Annotated in this window: 23 protein-coding genes; 4 read left to right on the forward strand and 19 right to left on the reverse strand. The window is 64.5% G+C overall.

Annotated features, from left to right (window positions below; genetic code table 11):
* Positions 1-132 precede the first annotated feature (132 nt).
* The 4 genes from PMI15_RS12505 to PMI15_RS25480 all read right to left on the reverse strand — a co-directional run bounded on the left by PMI15_RS12505 (position 133) and on the right by PMI15_RS25480 (position 4,175).
* Entirely contained in the window at positions 133-498 is a 366-nt protein-coding gene (locus tag PMI15_RS12505) for an SPW repeat protein (protein ID WP_007869112.1), read from the reverse strand.
* 126 nt (positions 499-624) lie between these two features.
* The gene (fusA, locus tag PMI15_RS12510) at positions 625-2,730 is read right to left on the reverse strand and encodes an elongation factor G (protein WP_007869113.1); all 2,106 of its coding nucleotides are present in this window, start codon (positions 2,728-2,730) and stop codon (positions 625-627) included.
* Between the two features lie 131 nt (positions 2,731-2,861).
* Positions 2,862-3,566 carry a glutathione S-transferase family protein gene (locus tag PMI15_RS12515; RefSeq protein ID WP_007869114.1) on the reverse strand — a complete coding sequence of 235 codons (705 nt, stop codon included), beginning with the start codon at positions 3,564-3,566 and terminating at the stop codon, positions 2,862-2,864.
* A gap of 30 nt (positions 3,567-3,596) precedes the next feature.
* On the reverse strand, positions 3,597-4,175 hold the full coding sequence (locus PMI15_RS25480; protein WP_007869115.1) for a methylated-DNA--[protein]-cysteine S-methyltransferase: 579 nt from the start codon (positions 4,173-4,175) through the stop codon (positions 3,597-3,599).
* 133 nt (positions 4,176-4,308) lie between these two features.
* On the opposite strand from PMI15_RS25480, the gene PMI15_RS12525 reads away from it, so the two are divergent.
* Positions 4,309-4,863, forward strand: coding sequence for a polymer-forming cytoskeletal protein (locus tag PMI15_RS12525; RefSeq protein WP_007869116.1), 555 nt, complete (start codon positions 4,309-4,311; stop codon positions 4,861-4,863).
* 107 nt (positions 4,864-4,970) lie between these two features.
* On the opposite strand, the gene PMI15_RS12530 is transcribed toward PMI15_RS12525, so the two are convergent.
* The 11 genes from PMI15_RS12530 to purU all read right to left on the reverse strand — a co-directional run bounded on the left by PMI15_RS12530 (position 4,971) and on the right by purU (position 15,103).
* Positions 4,971-5,696 (reverse strand): LrgB family protein, encoded by a 726-nt coding sequence (locus PMI15_RS12530; RefSeq protein WP_007869117.1) that lies wholly within the window; start codon positions 5,694-5,696, stop codon positions 4,971-4,973.
* Positions 5,689-6,060 (reverse strand): CidA/LrgA family protein, encoded by a 372-nt coding sequence (locus PMI15_RS12535; protein WP_007869118.1) that lies wholly within the window; start codon positions 6,058-6,060, stop codon positions 5,689-5,691. Before PMI15_RS12535 ends, PMI15_RS12530 begins: the two co-directional genes overlap by 8 nt.
* A gap of 12 nt (positions 6,061-6,072) precedes the next feature.
* Entirely contained in the window at positions 6,073-7,287 is a 1,215-nt protein-coding gene (locus PMI15_RS12540) for a serine hydrolase (RefSeq protein ID WP_036838792.1), read from the reverse strand.
* A gap of 140 nt (positions 7,288-7,427) precedes the next feature.
* Positions 7,428-8,930 (reverse strand): FAD-linked oxidase C-terminal domain-containing protein, encoded by a 1,503-nt coding sequence (locus PMI15_RS12545; RefSeq protein ID WP_007869125.1) that lies wholly within the window; start codon positions 8,928-8,930, stop codon positions 7,428-7,430.
* Between the two features lie 192 nt (positions 8,931-9,122).
* Positions 9,123-10,322 carry a S1C family serine protease gene (locus PMI15_RS12550; protein ID WP_007869127.1) on the reverse strand — a complete coding sequence of 400 codons (1,200 nt, stop codon included), beginning with the start codon at positions 10,320-10,322 and terminating at the stop codon, positions 9,123-9,125.
* A gap of 39 nt (positions 10,323-10,361) precedes the next feature.
* Positions 10,362-10,922 (reverse strand): DUF2846 domain-containing protein, encoded by a 561-nt coding sequence (locus PMI15_RS12555; RefSeq protein ID WP_007869130.1) that lies wholly within the window; start codon positions 10,920-10,922, stop codon positions 10,362-10,364.
* A 36-nt stretch (positions 10,923-10,958) separates the two neighbouring features.
* Positions 10,959-11,087: a hypothetical protein gene (locus PMI15_RS25435; protein WP_007869132.1), complete on the reverse strand. Its 129-nt coding sequence runs from the start codon at positions 11,085-11,087 to the stop codon at positions 10,959-10,961.
* Between the two features lie 27 nt (positions 11,088-11,114).
* Positions 11,115-11,897 (reverse strand): carbonic anhydrase family protein, encoded by a 783-nt coding sequence (locus PMI15_RS12560; RefSeq protein WP_007869133.1) that lies wholly within the window; start codon positions 11,895-11,897, stop codon positions 11,115-11,117.
* Between the two features lie 327 nt (positions 11,898-12,224).
* Entirely contained in the window at positions 12,225-13,115 is an 891-nt protein-coding gene (locus PMI15_RS12565; protein WP_007869134.1) for a LysR substrate-binding domain-containing protein, read from the reverse strand.
* An 11-nt stretch (positions 13,116-13,126) separates the two neighbouring features.
* On the reverse strand, positions 13,127-14,236 hold the full coding sequence (locus PMI15_RS12570; protein WP_007869135.1) for a tetratricopeptide repeat protein: 1,110 nt from the start codon (positions 14,234-14,236) through the stop codon (positions 13,127-13,129).
* Positions 14,237-14,254: 18 nt separating this feature from the next.
* Positions 14,255-15,103, reverse strand: a complete 849-nt coding sequence (purU, locus tag PMI15_RS12575; protein WP_007869138.1) for a formyltetrahydrofolate deformylase — start codon at positions 15,101-15,103, stop codon at positions 14,255-14,257.
* Positions 15,104-15,191: 88 nt separating this feature from the next.
* Here purU and PMI15_RS12580 point away from each other — a divergent pair, with 88 nt between their 5' ends.
* Entirely contained in the window at positions 15,192-16,532 is a 1,341-nt protein-coding gene (locus tag PMI15_RS12580; protein ID WP_007869140.1) for an aminotransferase class III-fold pyridoxal phosphate-dependent enzyme, read from the forward strand.
* Between the two features lie 231 nt (positions 16,533-16,763).
* Here the strand turns inward: PMI15_RS12580 and PMI15_RS12585 are convergent, their stop codons facing one another.
* Positions 16,764-17,573 carry a ChaN family lipoprotein gene (locus PMI15_RS12585; RefSeq protein ID WP_007869142.1) on the reverse strand — a complete coding sequence of 270 codons (810 nt, stop codon included), beginning with the start codon at positions 17,571-17,573 and terminating at the stop codon, positions 16,764-16,766.
* Positions 17,574-17,678: 105 nt separating this feature from the next.
* On the opposite strand from PMI15_RS12585, the gene PMI15_RS12590 reads away from it, so the two are divergent.
* Entirely contained in the window at positions 17,679-18,791 is a 1,113-nt protein-coding gene (locus tag PMI15_RS12590; protein WP_007869144.1) for an AbrB family transcriptional regulator, read from the forward strand.
* 111 nt (positions 18,792-18,902) lie between these two features.
* Here PMI15_RS12590 and PMI15_RS12595 read toward each other — a convergent pair whose 3' ends face one another.
* From PMI15_RS12595 to PMI15_RS12605, 3 genes are all read right to left on the reverse strand, one after another.
* Positions 18,903-19,184: a DUF3567 domain-containing protein gene (locus PMI15_RS12595; RefSeq protein ID WP_007869145.1), complete on the reverse strand. Its 282-nt coding sequence runs from the start codon at positions 19,182-19,184 to the stop codon at positions 18,903-18,905.
* Positions 19,185-19,352: 168 nt separating this feature from the next.
* A complete protein-coding gene (locus tag PMI15_RS12600) occupies positions 19,353-20,429 on the reverse strand; it encodes a DUF3108 domain-containing protein (protein ID WP_007869147.1) in 1,077 nt (358 codons plus the stop codon).
* Positions 20,426-21,277, reverse strand: a complete 852-nt coding sequence (locus PMI15_RS12605; protein WP_007869149.1) for an IclR family transcriptional regulator — start codon at positions 21,275-21,277, stop codon at positions 20,426-20,428. Before PMI15_RS12605 ends, PMI15_RS12600 begins: the two co-directional genes overlap by 4 nt.
* 149 nt (positions 21,278-21,426) lie before the next feature.
* Here PMI15_RS12605 and PMI15_RS12610 point away from each other — a divergent pair, with 149 nt between their 5' ends.
* Positions 21,427-22,410, forward strand: a complete 984-nt coding sequence (locus PMI15_RS12610; RefSeq protein ID WP_007869150.1) for a fumarylacetoacetate hydrolase family protein — start codon at positions 21,427-21,429, stop codon at positions 22,408-22,410.
* Positions 22,411-22,583: the final 173 nt, after the last annotated feature.

The raw sequence follows: 22,583 nt of genomic DNA on the forward strand, positions 1-22,583 counted from the left end.
GCATAGCGCGCCTTTTGGCGAAGCAAAAGAAAAGTGAGTTGCCGCCGGGCAACCCCCGGCCAGCAAGCCTATGCAGAGAGCACAGGCGCGCAAGCCGGTGCGGCCCGTCAATGCCCTAGGGACACCAGGGCCTCAATGAGCGTGGTGATGCGATCTCCAGACCTTGAACTTGTCATAGAGCACGCGCTCCAGGGCCCAGCCCGAGGTCAGGGTCACCAGCAAGCCCATGAGCAGCGCATTGAGCAGGGCGTTGTCGTGCCCGCTGTAGCCCCAGACCCAGGGCGAGATCATCAGGCCCACGCCGAGCAGGACGTTGGCCCAGTCGTCCATGTGGTTGGGCAGGAAGAGATCTTGCGATGCGAGGACGATGACGGACACGCCCACGACCACCGAGCACCATGCCGCCGCCGCGGGCAGCGCCAGCGCCCATGGCGCGATGCACAGCCAGAGTCCCGCGAAAATCTCCAGCCTGTCCTGCCAACGATTGAGGGTATCCATGACAACCTCCGCAAGTGAAGCCAAGGGAATTTCAGTGTAGAACTCCGGCGGAAATACGCAACGGGCGCCGGCAGACCCTGAGGGCGTAGATGTCTTTGCCCCCCCGGGGCCCGCACGGTCCTCCCGTCAGCCGCCTTTGCCGCGCATGATGGCCGCGGCCACGTCGGAGGTGGTCTCGGCGTAGCGCTTGAACTCCATGGTGTAGGTCGCGCGGCCCTGGGTCAGCGAGCGCAGGGTGGTGGAGTAGCCGAACATTTCCGACAGCGGCACCTCGGCGCGCACCAGCTTGCCGCCGCCGCCCGCGATGTCTTCCATGCCCTGCACCATGCCGCGCCGCGACGAGAGGTCGCCCATCACATTGCCCATGAAGTCCTCGGGCGTTTCCACCTCCACGGCCATCACCGGCTCCAGCAGCACCGGCTTGGCGCGGCGCATGGCTTCCTTGAAGGCCAGGGAACCGGCCATGCGGAAGGCGTTTTCGTTGGAGTCCACGTCGTGGTAGGAGCCGAACACCAGCGTGGCCTTCACGTCCACCACCGGGTAGCCCGCGAGCACGCCGGCCTTGAGCGTTTCCTGTATGCCCTTGTTGACGGCGGGAATGTATTCGCGCGGGATCACGCCGCCCTTGATGGCGTCGACGAACTCATAGCCCTTGCCCGAGGGCTGGGGCTCCAGGTTGAGCACCGCGTGGCCGTACTGCCCGCGCCCGCCCGACTGCTTGATGAACTTGCCCTCGACGTCATTGACCGCCTGCTTGATGGTTTCGCGGTAGGCCACCTGCGGCTTGCCGACGTTGGCCTCGACGCTGAACTCGCGCTTCATGCGGTCCACCAGGATTTCCAGGTGCAGCTCGCCCATGCCCGAGATGATGGTCTGGCCCGACTCCTCGTCGGTGTGCACGCGAAATGACGGGTCCTCCTGCGCCAGGCGGTTCAGCGCGATGCCCATTTTTTCCTGGTCGGCCTGGGTCTTGGGCTCCACCGCCTGCGAGATCACCGGTTCGGGGAACACCATCTTCTCAAGGATGATCACGTGGGCCGGGTCGCACAGCGTGTCGCCGGTGGTCGCGTCCTTGAGGCCGACGGCCGCGGCGATGTCGCCGGCGCGCACTTCCTTGACCTCGTTGCGTTCATTGGCGTGCATTTGCAAAATGCGGCCCAGGCGTTCGCGCTTGCCCTTGACCGGGTTGTAGACCGAGTCGCCCGCGCTGATCACGCCGGAATACACGCGGAAGAAAATCAGCTGGCCGACGTAAGGGTCGGTCATGATCTTGAAGGCCAGCGCCGAGAAGGGCTCGTCGTCCTTGGGATGCCGCTCGGCCTCGCCGTCGTCCTCGGTGTGGCCCAGGATGGCGGGAACGTCCGCCGGCGAGGGCATGTAGTCGATCACCGCGTCCAGCATGGCCTGCACGCCCTTGTTCTTGAAGGCGCTGCCGCAGAGCATGGGCACGATCTCGTTGGCGATGGTGCGCTGGCGCAGGCCCTGCTTGATCTCATCCTCGCTCAGGGGCTCGCCCGCCAGGTATTTGTTCAGGAGGTCGTCATTGGCCTCGGCGGCCGCCTCGATCATTTTTGTGCGCCATTCGTTGGCGGTTTCCAGCAGCTCCGCAGGGATGTCGCCGTACTCGAAGTGCACGCCCTGGCTGGTGTCGTCCCAGATGATGGCCTTCATCTTGACGAGGTCCACCACGCCCTGGAAGTGCTCTTCCGCGCCCACCGGGATCTGCACCGGTACGGCCACGCCTTTGAGGCGCTCGCTGATCTGGCGCTGCACGCGGAAAAAGTCGGCGCCCACGCGGTCCATCTTGTTGACGAAGGCCAGGCGCGGCACCTTGTACTTGTTGGCCTGGCGCCAGACGGTTTCCGACTGCGGCTGCACGCCGCCCACGGCGTCGTAGACCATCACGGCGCCGTCGAGCACCCGCATGGAGCGCTCGACCTCAATGGTGAAGTCCACGTGGCCCGGCGTGTCGATGATGTTGATGCGGTGCTCGGGGTAGTTGCCGGCCATGCCTTTCCAGAAGGCCGTGGTCGCGGCCGAGGTGATGGTGATGCCGCGCTCCTGTTCCTGCTCCATCCAGTCCATGGTGGCCGTGCCCTCATGGACCTCGCCTATCTTGTAGTTCACGCCCGTGTAAAACAGGATGCGCTCGGTCGTGGTGGTCTTGCCGGCGTCGATGTGCGCGCTGATGCCGATATTGCGGTAGCGCTCTATGGGGGTATGGCGGGGCATGGCGGACTCCTTGTTTTGCCGGCCCGCCTATTGGGAGGGAGTTGTAGCGTGGCCGGGCCGCCAGTTTGCGCCAAAGCAGCGGTTTTTGCATGGCTCATTTGCAGCAGCCCCTCTGCCGCCAGGCCTGAAGCTCAGTCGCCCTGCAGCATTTTTGCCATGAAGGCAGGCAAAGGCCAGCCGATGGACAGCAGGTATTGCGCCATGGGGACCACCACGCTACGCACCGAAGGCCGCGCGCTCATCCTGTCCCGCCAGGCCAGCAACAGTGGCGTGGCCGGTGTGAGGGGAGCGCCCTGGCGTTCGCCGAACAGCATTGCCATATAGAGCGCGATATCGGCAAAGGAAAAACTTTCCATGATGAACTCGCGGCCCTGCAGGCGCTTTTCAAGCCGTGCGTAAAAGTCGCGCGCGCCTTCGATCGCCGCGACGGCTTGCGGGTCCTTCAGGTCGTGCTGCAGGCCCATGAGCCGGATGATGTGGGGAAAGTAAACCTCATCCGACATGTGTTCCATCTGGCGTGCGCGCGCACGGGCGGCGATGTCGGCGGGCCAGAGCGCCGGTTCGGGTTTCAGGTCCTCCAGGTACTCCAGGATCTGCGTTGAATCGAACAGCTCAAGGTCGCCGTTGATCAGCACCGGGACCTGCTTCTTGGGGTTGATGCGCACGACCTCCGGGTGCTTGGGCGAGTAGCCCTCGGTCTGCGTGAAGGGCACCATGACGATATCAAGAGGTATGCCTTTTTCAAATGCGGCGATCTGCACCTTGGCGCCGAACATGCTGAGGGAGGCCGAGTACAGGCGGATGGAGGGTGATGTGGACAGGGGTGTGGAGGGCATGGGTGTTGATGTTCCGTGTGAAGCAAAAAATCAGTGTGTGGAAAGCGGGGGCTCGCGGTCGAACAGGCCGGGCTCGCCGCCGATTTGGGCGCCCTCGATCAGCAGCATGCGCAGCTTGGTCGAGACGCCGCCCGGTGCCGAGAAGCCGCCCGAACGCGCGCCCGAAGCCAGCACGCGGTGGCAGGGCACGATGATGGGAAAGGGGTTGTGGCCCAGCGCCTGCCCCACGGCGCGCGCCGCACCGGGTTCGCCCAGCAGCGCCGCGATTTCGCCATAGGTCTTGGTCTTGCCGGGCGGGATGTCCTGCGCGGCTTCGTACACGCGCCGGTGGAAGGGTGTCTCGCGGCGCAAGTCCAGCGCGCAAAAGCGCAGGTCGCGCGCTTCGCCTTCCAGCAGGGCCACCATGGCGTCAATGGCCTGCTGCGCGGCCGTTGGTGGCGTGCCGGCTTCCAGTTGCGGGAATCGCCCGTGCAGGCGCGACAGCATGCGGCCGTCGGTCTGCTCGGGCAGGCGCACGGCGGCGATGCCGTGTTCGTTCCACACCAGTGCGCACCGCCCGATGGCGGTGGCAAAAAGCGTGAAGTGGTGAAGCTCGCTGTCGGTGCTCATGCTGCGCTACATGCTACACACTTGGTGCCGCCGCTGCTGAATGTAAGAATTAATTTCGTTACCTCTCTTGCATGCTGCTCAAGCTTTTAATTTTTCGCAGACGTACCATGCCTTCTTTTTTGAAGGAACTCACATGGCAACACCGTTCTTTGGCAAGCGAGAAAACGAGACACCGACGGGCCTGCGAAACAGCCCCGGAAACGGCTACAGCAACAGCGGCTCGGCCAGCACGCTGCATTCGGCCCCGCTGTCCGGCCAGCAGAACAATGCCGCCAAACCTGTGAACGAAGCCTCGCCTTCCACCACTGCCACCAAGGAAGGCGGCAGCAAGCTGACGGTGGGGCCCAACATCAAGCTCAAGGGCGTGGAGATCACCGACTGCGACACCCTCGTCGTCGAAGGCCTGGTGGAAGCCACCATGGATTCCCGCGTGATCCAGATCTCCGAGCAGGGCGCCTTCAAGGGCTCGGCGGAAATCGACGTGGCGGAAATCCGCGGCGAGTTCAACGGCAACCTCACGGTGCGCCAGAAGCTGGTGATTTATTCGACCGGCAAGGTGACGGGCATCATCCGCTACGGCAAGCTGGTGATTGAAGAAGGCGGCCAGCTTTCGGGCGAGATTTTGTTCGGTGCACTGGCTGCGGCAAAACCCGCCAGCGTGGTGAAGCCGGGTTTGCAGGCGGTGTAGGAGACTTCTAAAGCAACAAACAGGCGCGGTTCAGCCGCGCCATCGAAAAGCCACATCACCGCCTTGCCGTTCACGGCGGGAAGTGATGCGGCATTTCTGCGTTCGTCCTAGAAAAAGCGAAACGCCAGCGGTATCAGCGCGGAGGCCAGCACCACCTGCAGGCCCAGCGCCAGCCCGGCATAGGCGCCCGCATCGGCATTGACCTGCAGCGCGCGCGCCGCGCCCAGGCCGTGGGAGGTTGTTCCCAGCGCAAAACCGCGCGCGGCCCAGCCTTCGGGGCTGCGTGGAATGCGCAGCGCGTCAAACAGGTATTTGCCGCTGAGCGCGCCCACCAGGCCGGTGATCACCGCGAACACGGCCGCCAGCGCCGGGATGCCGCCTATCTTTTCGGCAATGCCCATGGCCACCGGCGCGGTGACCGATTTGGGCGCGAGCGACAAGGTCACTTCCCAAGGCAGGCCCAGCGTCCAGCCCATCAGCAAGGCGGAGCCGCTGGCCGCGATGCCGCCGGCCAGCGCGGCCAGCAGCAGCCGGCCCCAGCGCCGTCGCAACTCCTCGCGCCGCAACCACAGCGGCCAGGCCAGCGCCACCACCGCAGGCCCAAGCAGGAAATGGATGAACTGCGCGCCCGCGAAATAGGTGGGGTAGGGCACGCCGGTGGCCAGCAGCGCGCCGGCCAGGCACACCACCGTCCAGAGCACCGGGTTGGCCCAGGGCGCTTGCCCCAGGCGGGCATACACCGTTTGCGCCAGCACATAAACCACCAGCGTGGCTGTCAGGCCGAACAGCGGCGTGGCCGACAGGTAAACCCACAACTCCACGAATTTAGGCATCCGGCGACTCCCCGGGTGCGGTGTCGCCGCTGTCCCGCAGCAGGTGCAGCGTCAGCACGGTGACCAGCAAACCCGCCAAAGTGGACACCACCAGGGCCAGCAAAATGCGCGCGCCGTACTCGCTGACCAGCGAAAGATGGGTCATGACGCCCACGCCGACGGGTACAAAGAGTAACGAAAGGTGCGAGAGCAGAAAGTCTGCGCACACTGACACAGGGCCTCGCACCAGCTCTGAACGCAGGCCAATCAACAGCAAAACCATGCCGATTACCGGTCCCGGAAAGGGCAGGGAAAAGCCGCGCGACAGCAGTTCCCCCATGGATTGAAAAACCAGTAACCAGGCCAATCCGCGCAGGGCTGTCATCGCGTCAAGCCTTTAGGGGTTGTTGGCAAACAGGTCTCCTTGCGGCCATTCCTTCACCGCATTGGCCGCGCCCCACAGCGCCTGGTCGATGTCCTTGAAGAAGGCGCGGCGCTCGGCATGTTCCGGCCTGGAGTTGAAAGCCACCACCCAGGCATAACCCTGCCGGGTCCTGAGCGCCAGGGTTTGCAGGCCCGGCTGGCTGCCCGTGTGCCACCAGTTGTCGCCCTTGTCGCTTCTGACTACGTGGATGCCCGCCCCATAAAAGGCGCGCGGGTTGACTTCTTTGGCCAGCACAGGCTCGCTGCGCATGGCCCGCAGGGACTCTTCATTGAGCAGGCGCTTTCCCCGGGTGCCGTCTATTGCCAGGAAAAATTTCAGGACCTCTGTCGGCGTGGCAAGCCATGCACCCAGGGCATCCATGTTTTCGACCGAATAGGAACCATAGGGGCTGGGCACGTTCGCGTTCGAGACGCCGGGCGCGCCGCGCTGCAGCGGTTCGCCGGGAAAGGGGTAGTACTTGGTCTCGCCGGGCCGGCTTTCGGTGCTGCTGGCGGCCTGAAAACCTTTGCCGATGACGGTCTGCAGAAACTCCCGGCTGCTGAAAGCCCGGTAGGACTCGCCGGTGACGATCTCCACCACTCTCCCCAGCATGCAGTAGCCGGTGTTCGAATAGGCGAAGCGCTCGCCGGGCGTGAAGTCCAGTTTCTCCTGCAGCGAATCGCGGATGATGGCGTCGCAGCTGACGGGCGAGACACCTTGCCGGCGAGAAATTTCCCTGAGCCGCGGCTGGAAGAACGGGTCACCCGAGCGCTCCCGGTCAAACCCGCCGGAATGCTGCAACAGGTGGCGTATGCGGATGTCCTTCGCGCGCGGGTCGGCGGGCGAAGCGGGGGCTATCCCGGCTTTCTCGAACAGGGGCAGCACCGGGTCGTCCAGCTTCAGTTTCCCGTCCTCCGCGAGCTTGAGCACCATGACCGCCGTCAAGGTCTTGTTGATGCTGCCCATGCGGGTGAGGGTTTGCGGCGTCATGGCCTCCTGCCTGTCCTTGTCGGCATAACCGTAGCCTTTGGCGAGCAGCAACCTGCCGTCCTTGGCCACGGCCAGGCTGGCACCGGGAATGTCGTGTTTCCTCATGACCTCCTGCACGGCCTTGTCGAAAGGCTCGAGCTTGGGCAGTGCAGGGCCTTGCTCCAGGCAAAGCCCCGATTGCGGAAGCCATGCAAGCAAGACGCCTGCGAGACCGCAAAGAAGCCGTCCAGGTGTGGTGAGAGAAGTGCTGGCGCCGCTGGACCGTGTTGTGTGCATGACCTTGCCCCGGGGTTTTTCGCGCAGTCTACGTGATCCCCATCTGGCAGCCCTTGCCTTGTTTAGAAACGCGGCAAATCAGGATGCTTGATCTGCCCGGCGCGCACCAGCATTTTTCCGTATTCGGCGCAGCGGTTCAGCGTGGGGATCACCTTGCCCGGATTGAGCAAACCCTTGCTGTCGAAGGCGCGTTTGACGCCGAACATCTGCTCGTTCTCCTCGGCGGAGAACTGCACGCACATGGAGTTGAGTTTTTCCACACCCACGCCGTGCTCGCCCGTCACCGTGCCGCCCATGGCGACGCTGGTCTCCAGGATGTCGGCGCCGAAGAGCTCGCAGCGGTGCAACTGGTCGGGGTCGTTGGCGTCAAACAGAATCAAGGGGTGCAGGTTGCCGTCGCCCGCGTGAAACACATTGGCGCAGCGCAGCCGGTATTTCTTTTCCATCTCCGCGATCGCGAGCAGGATGTCCGCCAGGCGCTTGCGTGGAATCGTCGAGTCCATGCACATGTAGTCGGGGCTGATGCGGCCCGAGGCCGGGAAGGCGTTCTTGCGGCCGCTCCAGAAGCGCAGGCGTTCGGCCTCGTCACGGCTCACGGCGATGGCGGTCGCGCCGCAGCGGCGCAGCACTTCGCTCATGCGGCCTATCTCTTCTTCGACCTCCTCGGGCGTGCCGTCGCTTTCGCACAGCAAGATTGCTTCGGCGCTGAGGTCGTAGCCGGCGTGCACAAAATCCTCCACGGCGGCCGTCATGGGCTTGTCCATCATTTCCAGCCCGGCGGGAATGATGCCGGCGGCAATCACGGCGGCCACGGCGTCACCGGCCTTGCGCAGGTCGTCAAAGCTGGCCATGATGCAGCGCGCCAGCCGGGGCTTGGGCACCAGCTTCACGGTGACTTCGGTGGTCACGGCCAGCATGCCTTCGCTGCCGATGATGATGCTCAGCAAATCGAAGCCGGGGGAATTGAGCGCGTCGCCGCCGAACTCGACCTCCTCGCCTTCAATCGTGAAGCCCTTGACCTTGAGCACGTTGTGCACCGTCAGCCCGTACTTGAGGCAGTGCACGCCGCCCGAGTTTTCGGCGACGTTGCCGCCTATGGTGCAGGCGATCTGGCTGGAGGGGTCTGGCGCGTAATACAGGCCCAGCGGCGCGGCCGCCTCGGAGATCGCGAGGTTGCGCACGCCGCCCTGCACCACGGCCGTGCGGCTGGCGGCGTCGAGCTTCAGGATTTTGTTGAACTTGGCCAGCGACAGCGTGACGCCCAGCTTGTGCGGCATGGCGCCGCCGGAAAGCCCGGTGCCGGCGCCACGCGCGACCACCGGCACGTCCAGCGCATGGCAGGCCTTGAGCACGGCTTGCACCTGCGCATAGGTTTCAGGCAGGGCCACCACCAGCGGCCGCTGGCGGTAGGCGGTCAGGCCGTCACATTCGTAAGGTGTGGTGTCCTCGCTGTTCCAGAGCAGGGCGTGGGCCGGCAGCACCGCCTGCAGCGCGCGCACGACCTGGACCTGGCGTTCACGGCGTTCAAGCGGGTGCTGTTGCCAGGCTTCAGTGGGTGCGTTCATGGATGGCCTTCGGGAATAAAACCGGTTCTCGCCGGTGATGAAGGCACTTTAATGCAAAGCCGGGGCTGGCGGCGTGAAGAAAATGAGGGTGTTTTGTGAAAACGCTTGCGGGACAAGTTTTTCAGCCGTTGGGCAAAAATTTTCCTTTTTCAGCGACCCATCATGCCCAATGCGCCGCACCTCGCCCTTCAGTCACTCCTTGCGGATGTCGAACAGTTCCAGGGCTTCGTCGACAAGAAAGAAGTAGATGCCGGTTCCTCCGCGCGTTTTGGCATCAAATCGCACGACACGGCCAAGTTCAGGCGCGTACCACGCATTGGCGGTGTACACCGCGCTAACCCTGTTGCGTTCCGTAAACCCGGTGAACTCGACCCGCATGATGCGAAACTCGCGCTCACCGATGCGCATGGTCGACTCATCCGTTGCGCGGGCAGTGACGTTCATTCCGATTCGCTGGTTTTGCATCCGCGTTTCGTACTGAAGCTGCCATGTCTGCCCGGGCTCCGGTGTTTTGGTGATCCAGCCGCGCGGCGGCATGGCCAATTCATATTCCCCTGCAATGGCGCTGGTGAGCGTGACAACCTCGCCGCCGGCCCGCTCCACCCGGCTCCCCTGGTTGAAGATCAGCTGGTCTCCGTCCATGCGTTCCAGCCGGTACCTGATGTTCTGCGTCAATCCGGTGGTTCGATCGCGCAACCGGTATTCGAAGACTTGCGCATTTCCCGCCTGGTTGGTCGCGGCGGTTTTGCGTTCATTGCGAGCGGCCAGCGCTGCCGCCGAGCGCGCGGGGACTTCGGCAATCCACGCGGCCGGGAAGGCGAAGTTCAGGTTCTGTGCATCGCGACGGATCAGGGTCGTGATGCCAATCAGACGGCCCTGCGCGTCGAAAAGGCCGCCGCCGCTGGAACCCGGCGAAATGGGTACTGTGATTTGCAGCACGATGAACTCATCGTCGTCTGCACGGCGGATTCCAGACAGAAGACCATCGCTGATCGTCATTTCCATCCCGCGTGGATTTCCAATGGCATAGACCCGGGAGCCAACTTTCGGTGTCTCCGTAGCGATGATGACCGGCGGTGCGTTGAAATTTGCCACCTTAAGCTGGCACAGGTCGCGCGCGGGGTCTGCGTACTGCAGGGTGGCGCCGTAAGCCACGTTTTCGCGTGTCACCGAAACCTTGCGCGCCTTGATCAGCACATGGCAATTGGTGATGAGCGAGCCGGCTTGAATGACCACCGCGCTGCCTGTGGCAATCTGCCTTCCCGTGTCATCAAAGGTTCTGACAACCCAGATACTGGGTGACAGGCGCTCGAAGAGCTGTTCAGGGCTCGGCGTTGCATTTTGCGCAAGGGCATTGCAACCAACTAGCAACAGGCCGATGCCGCGAAGCATGAATTGAAGTCTCACGGTGCACCTCGTGGCGGGTTCGGTTTATCGTGCGGGAGGCAGCAGGCCGCTCAAATCGTCGAGCGTCACGGGGCCGGATGTGCGGGTTCGTTCGTCGGTGCCGCGCCCTGTGATGCTGTTCGAGGAACTGGCACGCGGTGTGCCAGGCACGAGTGGAATTCCACCGGTATAAGCCAGGCGAGACAGGTGTTTTATCGCCGTGCTTTCGCTTTGAAGGCCGAAAACGGGGTGACCCACAAAGAGGCCCATCGTGATGCCGGTCTGCACATAGGTTGTGCGACCGTCCTCCAGGTCAACGTCCAGGCTCGTCTCGATTTCAGTGCGAGCGCTGACCGTGTATTTACCTGCTGCGCGGTCAACAAAGAAAAAACCTTCGGGTTGAGACTTGCCGACAACTTCGCCATTGAGTTTGATGTCTGGCTGGACCGCCATCCCGAGACCTCCCGAGCGGTAAACCACCAGGCGCGCATCACCCGAGCGCAGGGTAGGGAAGCTGGCCTCCACCTCGGCATACTGGGGGCCGGTGGCCGCACAACCGGTGAGAAAAACGGCCACAGCAATGACAAGCAGTCGAAAAACCCGCATCAACTCCCCCGGCTTATTTGTTGGAATCGCGCGAGTCTAACATTCAGTTACGGCTGTGAAGTGCCTCAGCTTGATGCGGTCCAACGCCGCGCCCATGCCGGCTGCACCGGGCAGCGGGATGGGCGCCTGCAGCGTCAAGGCGACGGTGAGCTGGCGCTGGGCCATGAACCCGTCCAGCCATTCAGGAGGTTCTCAGGACTTCGTGCCAGGGGCCTTGCTGGCGCCCGGCGTGTCATAGAACTTCACCTTGCCGGTCTTCACGTCGTACATGGCGCCCACGATCATGATCTCGCCCTTTTGCTCCATCTCGCGCAGGATGGGGCTTTTCTCGCGGATGGTCTCCACCGTGAGGCGTACATTGCTCTCGGCCACCATCTCGACAAAGGCGTAATTCTTGGAAGTGCGGTCCTTGATGTCGGCGGAGACCAGGTTTGCGGCCGGTTTGATCTTGCCGATCAGGCCGGTCAGGTTGCCCAGCTGGGCATCGTCACACGCGCCCTTGATGGCGCCGCAGCTGGTGTGGCCCATCACCACCAGCAGCTTGGCGCCCACGACCTTGTGCGCGAATTCCAGGCTGCCCAGGATGTCTTCATTGACGATGTTGCCGGCCACGCGTGCGTTGAAGAGGTCGCCTATGCCCTGGTCGAACACGATTTCGGCCGGTGCGCGCGAGTCTATGCAGGACACCACGCTGGCCAGCGGGAACTGGCCGTCCGCCGTGGCCTTCATTTCCTTGAGATAGTTTTGGTGGCGCGGCTTGCCGGAGACAAAGCGCGTATTGCCGGCCTTGAAGCGCGACAGGATTTGAGCGGGCGTCACGGCGTCTTGGCAGGCCTTGGCGTCCTGGATGGTGCAAAAGGTGCCGGGCTTGACGGACTTGGCCGCGGGCTTGCCCTCGGCATGGGCCAAGGGCGACATGGCAAGCATGGACAAAACGATGCCGGCTACGCTGGCGCTGAACTGGTTCTTCTTCATGGAAATCCCCTCGCGAGATGGTTGGTTTTTAGGCTTGTTTGAGGCTGAAGCCGGAACAAGCTGACACTTGCCCGGCCGCAACCGACCCCACTCTAACCCTGAGCGATCCGGATGTCACCTGCCGGCGCGGCTCCTCTCGCCGCCGCCGCTGCGGCCTGTTCAGTAGCTGTTAATGCTATTTGTGTCATGTGCGTTGCGAGCCAAAACAGCATGGCGCAAAGCGCAAAACGCCGGCGGGGCCAAGCCCGTCAAGGCGCGGCGCGAAGTGGCGACTTCCTCACCATCCATTCGCAATTCGCATGAATAGCTAAATAGTGCCAGCCGGTCCTAGCCCAGGCTTTTGCGCAGCCAGTCCGCAAAAGCCGCGCATTCCCAGCGGTCCATGGTGCCGGTGCGCCAGCACAGGTAGTGCGCATGCGGGCTGGGGACATTCCCGGCGAAGACGGCGTTGCTGCCCAGGCGCACCAGCGAGCCGTTCTCCAACCAGGGCGCGCCCAGCTTGAGGCGTATCAGCGCGATGCCCATGCCGGCCGCGGCGGCGTCGCACATCAGGCCTATGTCGTTGAACTGGGAGCCGTCGGCGGGCTCGGGCCAGTCGAGCTTGTGGGCGGCAAACCAGGTGCGCCAGGGCTCCAGCGGCGAACGCAGCAGGCTTTCGCCTTCGAGGTCTTCGGCCGCTTCAAAAGGGCCGTGCTCGCGCACAAAAGCCGGCGAGGCCAGCGGCGCGACTTCGTCCTTGCTCAGGCAGACGTGTTCGAGGTCCGCATAGCGGCCGGTGCCGAAGCGCACGATCAGGTCGGCATCCTCGGCCACCACGTCCAGCAGCGGAATCGACACCTGCAAGGTCAGGTCGATCTCGGGATAGGCATCGGTGAACTGGCGCAGGCGCGGAATCAGGATGGAGCGCGCAAAGGTCGGCGTCACCGCCAGGCGCAGCTTGCGCTTGCCGGGCGTGCTGCTTTGCCCGGCCGCGCCGGGAAACTTCTGCAAGGTGGCCAGGCCTTCGCGCACATGGGCCAGGTATTCGCTGCCCTCGGTGGTCAGCGAAAAATCGGCGCGCCCGAACAGCTTGGTGCCGATGATTTGCTCCAGTTGTTTGACGCGGTGGCTGACCGCGCTGGGCGTGACGCACAACTCTTCGGCCGCCTGCGTCACGCTGCGCAGCCGCGCCAGCGCCTCGAAGGTCAGCAGGCATTGAATGGGCGGGATTCTGCTCATGATTCAGCCTCCTATTCCGACGGGGAGGTCTGGGCGATCTCCGGCTCAATGCGTGGTGGACACAGGGTGAGTTCAAGCCTGCGCAGCTCGGTTTTTCTCATGGTGCTGTATGACGGAGCCGCCCGGGTGTACCACATACAGGCAGCTTGCTGGTCTCTCTCAACGCCTGTTCCGCGAGCCAGGGTCAGGCCCCACATGATCTGCGCAGCGGCATACCCTTGCTCAGCCGTTCGCTTGAACCATTGCGCGGCCAGGGACGTGTCTTTGGCAACGATGGTTCCCTGCAGGTAGGCCCGGCCGACAAAAAGACCAATTTGTTGCCGGGCAGTGTCCATATGCGTGCCGCTGGCTTTGCCTGAGCGTTTGATGATGGTGGGGATGTCGCCTTGACCCGAGGCGAAGGCTTCCATTTCCTTGAAAACGGCGAGGGTAAAGGCCTCTGCCTTCTTTCGCGCGTCCTCTGGCGGCAGACCGAGATCGGCTTGCCGCGCCACCGCTTCGCTGAGCACCGCCAATGCCTCAAAGGGAGTGGCCTCACGTGGCATTGCCGGGGAGTACCACGCGGCCAGCATCAGTTTGTCGAGATCCATCAAGGTGTCGCGGCGGTAAGGAAAATAGCTCAAGACGGTTTTGCCGGACGGATGGCCTGGTATGCCCATGGCATGCATGACTTCATGAAAGGTGCAGCTCCATGTGGATCGGGATCGCATTCTGATCTGCACTTTGCTGAAGATACGATTCGACCATTGGAGGGGGCGCATAAAGCACGCTTGATGGTCCGGCAGGTCGGGGTCGTTGTCATTGGCTACTTCAATCTGCAATGCGGCGGTTTTTTCTCCATCGGCGTCGTCCGAAACATTGATCATTCGCAAGCGCGTTGCTTGGCCGGCGGCCTCCAGGGCGCGAATGATGTGTTCCCGGTGACGGGGCGCGTCGACGCCAAAGATGCGATACCGGACTTCGTGCTCCCAGCGCATCAGTTGCCACGGCGTGCCTCGCTCGTCCCACAAGCTTTCCCAAACTGTTTGCAAGTCGTCGTCGAGTTTGTCGGCGTGCGCCGTGCCCAGGCAAAGGCACAGCAGCACGCTGCTGAACAGGAGGCGCGGCAATCGCGTTGTCATGGGACGTAAGCTGTGGGCTTACTTGAAGATGACGGTCTTGTGGCCGTTGAGCAGCACCCGGTGCTCGCTGTGCCATTTGACGGCGCGCGCCAGCACCTGGCTTTCGGTGTCGCGGCCCATGGCTGTCAGGTCTTCCACGGTCTTGCTGTGGTCGACGCGCGCCACGTCCTGCTCGATGATGGGGCCTTCGTCGAGGTCGGCCGTCACATAGTGGGCGGTCGCGCCTATCAGCTTCACGCCGCGGTCGTGCGCCTGGTAATAAGGCTTGGCGCCCTTGAAGCTGGGCAGGAAGGAGTGGTGGATGTTGATGGCGCGGCCCGAGAGCTTCTGGCACAGCTCGTTGGAGAGCACTTGCATGTAGCGCGCCAGCACCACAAGTTCGGCGCCTTCGGACTCGATGATCTCCAGCTGCCTGGCCTCGGCCTGGGCCTTGGTGGCCGCCGTGACGGGGATGTGGTGAAACGGGATGTTGTAGCTGGCCGCCAGCTGGTAGAACTCGCGGTGGTTGGAGACGATGGCGCGCACGTCGACCGGCAGCAGGCCCGACTTGCAGCGAAACAGCAGGTCGTTGAGGCAGTGGCCTTCCTTGCTGACCATGATGACGGTGCGCATGGGCTGGGTGGTGGCGTGCAGCTTCCAGTTCATGCCGAAGGGCCCGGCAAAGGCCTTGAGCCGGCTGGAGAGCTCCTCATGGCCCAGCTTGTCGCAGGCGAACTGCACCCGCATGAAAAACAGGCCCGTGTCGTGGTCGTTGTATTGCGCGGCTTCTTCGATATTGCCGCCGTTGTCCAGCAGGAAGCCGGACACGGCATGAACAATGCCCATACGGTCCGGGCAGGACAGGGTGAGGATATAAGCGTGATTCATAGGGGATGAATTGTCGCAGGTGGGGCCGGCGCCCGCCCGGAAGTGCCAGAATGCCAGAACACCCCCTTTCAGACGCAGGAAACACGCCATGGCCTATCAGGACTTCAACATGGAGCACCACTGGCTCCCTTTCACGCCGAATCGCAGCTTCAAGAAGGATCCACGCGTGTTCGTGGCCGCCGACGGCATGCACTTCACCACGCATGACGGCAAGCAGGTCATCGACGGCATCTCCAGCCTGTGGTGCGTGGGCGCCGGCCACAACCGAAAGCCCATCAACGATGCCATCAAGAAGCAGCTGGACACGCTGGACTACGCGACCGCCTTCCAGGCCAGCAACGACCAGGCCTTCAAGGCCGCCGAAGTCATCGCCGGCATGGCGCCCGGCGACCTCAACAAGGTGCTGTTCTGCAACTCGGGCTCGGAAGCGGCCGACACCTCGCTCAAGGTCGCGCTGGCCTACCACCGCGCGCGCGGCGAAGGCCACCGCAACATCTTCATAGGCCGCGAAAAGGGCTACCACGGCGTCGGTTTCGGCGGCATGAGCGTGGGCGGCATTCCGGCCAACCGCAAGGTCTACGGCGCCGCGCTGCTGCCGCGCGTGGACCATATGCGCTTCATCCACGACCCGGTCAAGCACGCCTACATCAACGGCGCCGAGCCTGTGTGGGAGGAAGACCCGTTGCTGGAACTGGAAAACCGCATCCTGCCGCTGCACGACCCCAGCAATGTGGCCGCCGTCATCGTGGAGCCCGTGGCCGGCAGTGCCGGCTGGTATCTGCCGCCCAAGGGCTACCTCAAGCGCCTGCGCGAGATCTGCGACAAGCACGGCATCCTGCTGATCTTCGACGAGGTCATCACCGGCTTCGGCCGCCTGGGCACGGGCTTCGGCGCCGACTACTACGGCGTGGTGCCCGACATGTTGAATTTCGCCAAGTGCGTGACCAACGGCGTGATCCCGCTGGGCGGCGTGATCTGCTCGGACCGCATTTACGACGGCATGATGAACGCCAACAGCGGCGCGCCCGAGCATGCCATCGAGTTTTTCCATGGGTACACCTATTCGGGCCACCCGGTGGCCTGCGCGGCGGCGATCGCGACGCTCAGCCTGTTCAAGGAAGAAAAGCTCTATGAGCGCGCCGGGCAAATGGGCAAGGTGCTGGGCGACGCCATGCACAGCGGCCTCAAGGGCCTGCCCAATGTGATCGGCATCCGCGCCCTGGGCATGGCCGGCGCGGTGGAACTGGCGCCCGTGGCCGGCGCGCCCGGCAAGCGTGCTTACGACGTCTTCATGGAATGCTTCCACCATGGCGTGCTGGTGCGGCCGGCGGCCGACAACATCGTGGTCTGCCCGCCCTACATCGTGGAGAAAGAGCACATAGACCGCATCGTCAACGTGGTGGCCGACGCGATCCGCAAGTACGCCTGAGAACGGGTTCACCCCTGTCCAAGCTCACTGCGTGTAGCTTGCTCCCCCTCAAGGGGGCGGCGCCTGGGGCCGGCGGAGCCGGACCCTCGGCCCCCACTGGTGAAATACCACCCCGCTAGTGACACCCTGAATCTTCAAGCCAGCATGAGCCGCGGAACCGGCTTTGCCGGGCCGCAGGCGGGCGGCCCCCTCGAGGGGCAGCGCATTACACGAAGTGAAAAGCGTGGGGGCCTACTTTTTTGGCGCCAGCTGTTTGTCCAGGCCCGCGCAGTAGTCTTTTTCGGGCAGGGCGGGCGTTTCCCACACGGCATCGAAGGCCTCGGCCTTGTCGCTGGTCGCGGCGCCGCCGGCGCGCAGGCGAACGGCCTTGGCCTTCACGTCCGCGGGCAGGTGCTGCGGCACGCCCAGCTGGCGGTCCGCGTGGCCGCTGCCGGCCAGCAGCAGCACGGTTTTCCCCGGCAAGGCGGCCTGGGCCAGGGTGTTGGCCATGGTGATGTCCTTGGCGATCTGCAGGCGTGCCATGGGCGTGACCTGGCTCTCGGGCAGCAGGTTGCAGTGGCCGGTGCGCATCAACTGCTGCTGCGCCTTCAGGGCCGGGCCCGGCAACTGCTGGTCGAGCCGGCTGTCGGCCATGCGGGCCGGCATCAGCGCGCGCGGCAGGTTGGCGCCCAGCACCGGCACGCCGGCGCGCACGGCCGTCATCACGGCGGGACCGTAGGTGGCCCAGGGCCAGCCCTTGTCGTTCCAGGCCAGCGCGTTGCGCACCTGCTGCTCGGTGGCGCTGGGCTTGAGCGCGGAGGTGCTGGCGCCGGTGTCGGCCATTTCCAGCGCCAGTGCGGCCAGTGTGCCGCGCGCCGCGAGCAATGCGACGACCTGCTGCTGGATCTGCTGGTGTTCGGCCGCATCGTGCTGCTCGCCGAGGATCAGTACCTCCGCCGGAAGCACGGCTTCCAGCCGGGCGGAGGTTTGCGCGCTTTCAAGGCCGGGCGCCTGCAGGATGGGCGCCTCGGGCCGGCCCGCGCAGCCGGCGGCCAGGGCCATCGCGGCGGTGCAGGCAAGCCATGCCAAAGGACGAGGGGCGGCAAAATAAGGCATCGATGGATACTACTGCCTCCAGCCGGTTTTTTGTCGGCCGCGCCCTAAGCCATGCCGTTCTTTTCCCTCCCCGCCCGCGCCTTTTCCACGCGCGTCGTCCTGACGCTGCTTATTGCCTGGGCTGCCGCCTCGCTGTGCGTCTGGTTGCGCACGCCTTTGCCCTGGATGATCGGCCCGCTGCTGGCGACCGCTGTGGTCTCCATGCTGGGCGGCCCAACGGCCAGCTGGACGCCGCTGCGCAACACCGGGCAATGGGTGATCGGCTGCGCGCTGGGGCTTTACTTCACGCCGCAGGTCGTCACCCTGCTCGCCGGCCTGTGGTGGGCTATTGTGCTGAACATCGTCTGGGCATTGGCCCTGGGGCTGGCTTTCGGGGCCTGGCTTTACCGGGTGCACCATGGCCCCGGGCCGTTCCAGGTGAAAGGCCTGTCGCGCATCACGACCTACTTTGCCGCGCCCATAGGCGCTGCCTCGGAAATGACGCTGATGGCCGAGCGCCACGGCGCGCAGACCGACCTGGTGGCCTCGGCGCACAGCCTGCGCGTGCTGCTGGTCACGTTGGTCATTCCCTTCGGTTTCCAGTGGGCGGGCCTGCACGGGCTGGATGCCACCCTGCCGGGCGCGCGCGTGGTGCAGTGGCCCGGCCTGGCTTTGCTGGCCGCGCTGACCGGCATAGGCTGCTGGATCATGCTCAAGCTGGAGCGCACCAACCCCTGGTTCATAGGCGCATTGGTGGTGTCGCTGCTGCTGACGGCCTTTGGCTTCACGCTCTCAGCCCTGCCGCAGTGGATGACCAATGCCGCGCAGCTGGTCATAGGCATCAGCCTGGGTGTGCGTTTTACCAGCGGCTTTGTGCACATGGCACCGCGCTGGCTGGGTTCGGTGGCGCTGGCCACGCTGGGAATGATCGCGCTGTGCGCGGGGTTTGCGTGGTCGCTGGCCCAATTCACCAGCCTGCACTGGGCCACGCTGCTGCTGGGCACCTCACCGGGCGGAATCGCCGAAATGGCCATCACGGCCAAGGTCCTGCAGCTGGGTGTGCCGGTGGTCACGGCCTTTCACGTCACACGGCTGGCGGCCGTACTGTTGCTGGCCGAACCCATGTACCGGTGGATCTACGAGAAGCACTCAGCCGCGCAAGCCGAAATCCCACCCGCAGAGTAAGCGCGTGGCCTCTTCAATCAAGTAGGGGCCGCGGAACCGGCTTTGCCGGGCCGCAGGCGCAGCGGCCCCCTCGGGGGGCAGGGAACTACACGAAGTGAGTGACCGTGGGGGCTAGTGAAGTGACATGGGAGTGTTTGCCAGCCCGCTGTAGCCCTCCAGCGTATCTTCGATTTCTTCCTGCGTGGGCGTGTTCTGTGCCCATGCGCTCAGGCGCTGCTGGAACATTTCGGCCCAGGAGCCATCCAGGTAGACCTCTTTGCCCGAGCGTTTGTCCACGATTTCAAAGCCGTGGCGGGCCAGCTGGGGAACGGCGGGCGCGGGTGCGGATTCTTCCGGCGCATTCGCGTGAATCTGCAGCACGGCAAAGGAGTCGGAGTCGTAAAGCATTTGCATGGTGAAGTCCTTTCTCGTCAGATAGCTACGATGAGGCCAAGTTCAAGAGTTGGCACGCTACGGCATGCAAGTGTTCGGTAAAGACGCGGTACAGCGTGTGAAACCGCACAAAAAGTGGGCACCAGCGTGCGGCAATCGCAACGCGGTCCAGCGCGGGATAAGAGGTCCTCAACCCTTGCTGAGGGCGCGGAGCTGCTGGTCGATGAAATCCCCGTTGGACTGGGTGATCTTGTTGCGCACCGGCAGGTAGCCCAGTGAGGGCGCGTACCAGATCTCGACTTTCTGGTCGAATTCACGCCGCGGCTGGCGTGTGAGCTTGACCGCGGCCAGTTCGCCGAAAGGCAGGGACATTTTTTCCTCGGCCTCCACCAGGAAAGTCCAGGTTTCGGCATCGCGCGGCCCCACGGTGTAGATCGAGATGGTGGAGCCTGCCGGAAACCCTGCCGGGTTGCCCGCCAGCATGCCGCCCAATTGCATGAACACGCTGACCCGGTCTTGCGCGCCCTTGACCCAGGGCAGTGTGGGCGTGTTGGCGCTGAAGCTGATCTGGTTTTTCTCGGGCTCAAAATGCGCAGCCACTTCGGTTCTGGATTTGTCTGAAAAGCGCGTGGGTGCCAGGCCCTCGGGGCCCAGCTGCCCGGTGCTGGCCATGCTGCGCGAACCGAGGAACAGGGCGCTGACGCGCATCAGGGCGTCATAGGCGTCGCCGGTGTTCTGCCAGCGCAATTCGGCGTTCGCGTGGTAGTTCAAGCCCTTGGCGCTGCCGGTCATTTTGTAGTCGAGCACGATGCTCGCGGGCAAGGCGATGGTGGTCACCGGCGCCTCGGCGGGGCCGGCGGGCGCGGCCTCGGATGCGCTCGCGGCGGGGGCTTCGGCCCTGGCGGCTGCCTCCGCGAGCAGGTCTGTGGGGGTGGGCGCGTCGGGCACGTAGTCGGCTGGCCGCTGTTTGGGCGCCCGCACGGGCTCGACCTCGTTGTCCTCTTCTGCGGGGTCTGCCATGGCCGCCACCGGCTTTTTTCTTGCAGGTGCGGGCGCTGTCTCGGGCGCCGGGGCCGGTTGCGGCGGCGCAATGATGCGCGTCACGAAGGGCCGCTCGGTCAGCGGCGCGGTGTCCCGTCCGAGGCCGAAGCGCGCCGGCACGAAGGTCAGCACCAGCGTATGCACGATCAGCACCAGCATGGCCAGCAAAGCCAGCGCGCGCCGTGGCGGCGCGGTGTGGAGGGAGGCGGGCGCCGGCGTGCTCATGCCGCTTCGAAGCCCAGGTCGCGGGAAAGTTGCCGGGCCGCCGCCGCCAGGGGCCGGGCCACCGCGCCGTCCCAGTCGGCGTCAAAGGTGGCCAGCGAACCCAGCGCCACCATGCCCAGGGCCAGGTGGCCGTCGGCGTCGAAGACCGGCGCGCAAAAGCCGGCCACGCCCGGCAGCAAGGTATTGACGGCGCGCGCGATGCCGCGGCGGCGCACTTCTTCCAGCACTTCGGCCAGGCCGGCCATGGTGGTGGGGACGTCCTGGCGCGCCAGCTTCTGGTTGCGCGCGAGCTCGTCCTTGACCAGCAGCGCCAGCCGGCCCTGCGGCCTGCCGGCGGCCAGCAGGCGCGGCGATGAAAACGCGGTAAAGCACAGGCCGGTGGCCGAAGACAGCAGCGGCATCACGTCGCCCAGCCGCAGGTTGACCGTCACCGCCCGCGGTGACTCTTCCCAGTGCACCAGCGTGGGCCCCTGGTTGCCCCAGACGGCCAGGGCCAGGGTCTGGCCGGTCTGCGCCATCAGGGGCTGCAGGCGCTGCCGGGCCAGTTTCACGCTGTCCAGCCTGGAAAGGGACGCCAGCCCCAGCTTGAGCGCCGCCGGGCCCAGGTCGTACAGCGTGGTGGCCGGGTCCTGGACCACCAGGCCCAGCCGCTGGAAGCTCACCAGGTAACGGTGGGCCTTGGCCGCGCTCATGCCGGCCGCCGCCGCCAGGTCGCGCAGCATCAGGGCGCCGGGCGAGCTGGAGAGCACTTCCAGCAGGGCAAAACCGACTTCGAGCGACTGTATGCCCGCGCGCTGCGGCGCCGTGCTGCGGCGTGCGGGGGCGGTGGCGCCGGGGCTTGCTTTCATGGGCTTGGGGGCTTGACTAGAATTTCGGGTGACCCGTCGGGCCGGGATGCATGGATCGTAACGCGGGTCCGGACACCGCCGCCGGCCACGGCATACACGGCACAATCAAGGCCTGCGGCGAAAGCCGGCAGCCACCCACCAGGATATCGATGAAACTCGCCACTTACAAAGACTCTTCACGCGACGGCCAGCTCGTCGTGGTGTCGCGCGATCTCTCCACGGCCCATTATGCGACCGGCATTGCGGGCAAGCTGCAGCAGGTGCTGGACGACTGGAACTTCATGTCGCCGCAGCTGCAGGACCTCTATGAAACGCTGAACAACGGCAAGGCGCGCCACGCCTTTCCCTTCGAGCCCTCGCGCTGCATGGCGCCGCTGCCGCGCGCCTACCAGTGGGCCGACGGCTCGGCCTACATCAATCATGTGGAGCTGGTGCGCAAGGCCCGCAATGCCGAAGTGCCGGAGAGCTTTTACAGCGATCCGCTGATGTACCAGGGCGGCAGCGACGACTTCATAGGCCCCTGCGACGACGTGGTGGTGGCCAGCGAGGATTTCGGCATCGACTTCGAGGCCGAAGTCGCCGTGATTACGGGCGACGTGCCCATGGGCGCCACGCCGGCCCAGGCGCTCGAGGGCGTGCGCCTGCTGATGCTGGCCAATGACGTCTCGCTGCGCAACCTCATTCCCAACGAGCTGGCCAAGGGCTTCGGCTTCTTCCAGAGCAAGCCGGCCACGGCCTTCAGCCCGGTGGCGGTAACGCCGGACGAGGTCGGCGATGCCTGGGACAAGGGCCGTTTGCACCTGACCTTGCAAAGCACCTGGAACGGCCGCAAGGTCGGTATGTGCGAGGCCGGCCCCGAAATGACCTTCCACTTCGGCCAGTTGATCGCCCACATCTGCAAGACGCGCAATGTGCGCGCCGGCAGCATCGTGGGTTCGGGCACCGTCAGCAACAAGGACTGGAGCCACGGCTACAGTTGCATCGCCGAAAAACGCGCGATCGAAACCATTGAAGACGGCAAGCCCAAGACCGAATTCATGAAATACGGCGACACGATCCGCATCGAAGCCAAGGGCAAGGATGGGCAGTCGGTGTTCGGTGCGATAGATCAGAAAATAGTCGAGAACGTCTGATCAGGGCTCATTTCCGTTCGCCCTGAGCCGCCTCACCGTTCGGGAAGTGGAGCGGCGCAACCCCAACAGGTGGACTCCGCCTTCTTCTTCAATCTGCGGATAAAGAGAATTCGTCCGTAGATTACGCGGATTTACACAGATAAAGGTCATCAGAGGAGGCTTCGATTGCTCAG

Source organism: Polaromonas sp. CF318, assembly GCF_000282655.1.
In the GTDB taxonomy this organism is placed as follows: Bacteria; Pseudomonadota; Gammaproteobacteria; order Burkholderiales; family Burkholderiaceae_C; genus Polaromonas.

Coding starts and splice junctions, on each gene's coding strand:
- PMI15_RS12505 (WP_007869112.1), bottom strand. CDS start 498: ATGGATACCCTCAATCGTTGGCAGGACAGGCTGGAGATTTTCGCGGGA.
- fusA (WP_007869113.1), bottom strand. CDS start 2,730: ATGCCCCGCCATACCCCCATAGAGCGCTACCGCAATATCGGCATCAGC.
- PMI15_RS12515 (WP_007869114.1), bottom strand. CDS start 3,566: ATGCCCTCCACACCCCTGTCCACATCACCCTCCATCCGCCTGTACTCG.
- PMI15_RS25480 (WP_007869115.1), bottom strand. CDS start 4,175: ATGAGCACCGACAGCGAGCTTCACCACTTCACGCTTTTTGCCACCGCC.
- PMI15_RS12525 (WP_007869116.1), top strand. CDS start 4,309: ATGGCAACACCGTTCTTTGGCAAGCGAGAAAACGAGACACCGACGGGC.
- PMI15_RS12530 (WP_007869117.1), bottom strand. CDS start 5,696: ATGCCTAAATTCGTGGAGTTGTGGGTTTACCTGTCGGCCACGCCGCTG.
- PMI15_RS12535 (WP_007869118.1), bottom strand. CDS start 6,060: ATGACAGCCCTGCGCGGATTGGCCTGGTTACTGGTTTTTCAATCCATG.
- PMI15_RS12545 (WP_007869125.1), bottom strand. CDS start 8,930: ATGAACGCACCCACTGAAGCCTGGCAACAGCACCCGCTTGAACGCCGT.
- PMI15_RS12550 (WP_007869127.1), bottom strand. CDS start 10,322: ATGCTTCGCGGCATCGGCCTGTTGCTAGTTGGTTGCAATGCCCTTGCG.
- PMI15_RS12555 (WP_007869130.1), bottom strand. CDS start 10,922: ATGCGGGTTTTTCGACTGCTTGTCATTGCTGTGGCCGTTTTTCTCACC.
- PMI15_RS25435 (WP_007869132.1), bottom strand. CDS start 11,087: ATGGCCCAGCGCCAGCTCACCGTCGCCTTGACGCTGCAGGCGCCCATC.
- PMI15_RS12560 (WP_007869133.1), bottom strand. CDS start 11,897: ATGAAGAAGAACCAGTTCAGCGCCAGCGTAGCCGGCATCGTTTTGTCC.
- PMI15_RS12565 (WP_007869134.1), bottom strand. CDS start 13,115: ATGAGCAGAATCCCGCCCATTCAATGCCTGCTGACCTTCGAGGCGCTG.
- PMI15_RS12570 (WP_007869135.1), bottom strand. CDS start 14,236: ATGACAACGCGATTGCCGCGCCTCCTGTTCAGCAGCGTGCTGCTGTGC.
- purU (WP_007869138.1), bottom strand. CDS start 15,103: ATGAATCACGCTTATATCCTCACCCTGTCCTGCCCGGACCGTATGGGC.
- PMI15_RS12580 (WP_007869140.1), top strand. CDS start 15,192: ATGGCCTATCAGGACTTCAACATGGAGCACCACTGGCTCCCTTTCACG.
- PMI15_RS12585 (WP_007869142.1), bottom strand. CDS start 17,573: ATGGCCCTGGCCGCCGGCTGCGCGGGCCGGCCCGAGGCGCCCATCCTG.
- PMI15_RS12590 (WP_007869144.1), top strand. CDS start 17,679: ATGCCGTTCTTTTCCCTCCCCGCCCGCGCCTTTTCCACGCGCGTCGTC.
- PMI15_RS12595 (WP_007869145.1), bottom strand. CDS start 19,184: ATGCAAATGCTTTACGACTCCGACTCCTTTGCCGTGCTGCAGATTCAC.
- PMI15_RS12600 (WP_007869147.1), bottom strand. CDS start 20,429: ATGAGCACGCCGGCGCCCGCCTCCCTCCACACCGCGCCGCCACGGCGC.
- PMI15_RS12605 (WP_007869149.1), bottom strand. CDS start 21,277: ATGAAAGCAAGCCCCGGCGCCACCGCCCCCGCACGCCGCAGCACGGCG.
- PMI15_RS12610 (WP_007869150.1), top strand. CDS start 21,427: ATGAAACTCGCCACTTACAAAGACTCTTCACGCGACGGCCAGCTCGTC.